Consider the following 210-nt stretch of genomic DNA (forward strand, 5'->3'; position numbering starts at 1 on the left):
CCGCGCCGCCGCGGTCTTCGCGCGCATGGTGGCGGCGCTCGGCGGTCCGGCCGATTTCGTCGAGAATCCGGAGAAATACCTGCCGAAGGCGGCGACCGAGTTCGCGGTCAAGGCAACCGAAAACGGCTTCGTCACCGGCATCGCGACCCGCGACATCGGGCTTGCGGTCGTCGGGCTTGGCGGCGGGCGCATACGGCCGGACGACAGCAT

1 pseudogene is annotated in these 210 nt (G+C 70.0%); it reads left to right on the forward strand.

What is annotated here, in order from left to right:
- A pseudogene (locus E5W87_RS21360) lies at nt 1–210 on the forward strand (thymidine phosphorylase); the annotation flags it as partial.

It is taken from the genome of Mesorhizobium sp., assembly GCF_004962925.1.
Lineage (GTDB): Bacteria > Pseudomonadota > Alphaproteobacteria > Rhizobiales > Rhizobiaceae > Mesorhizobium.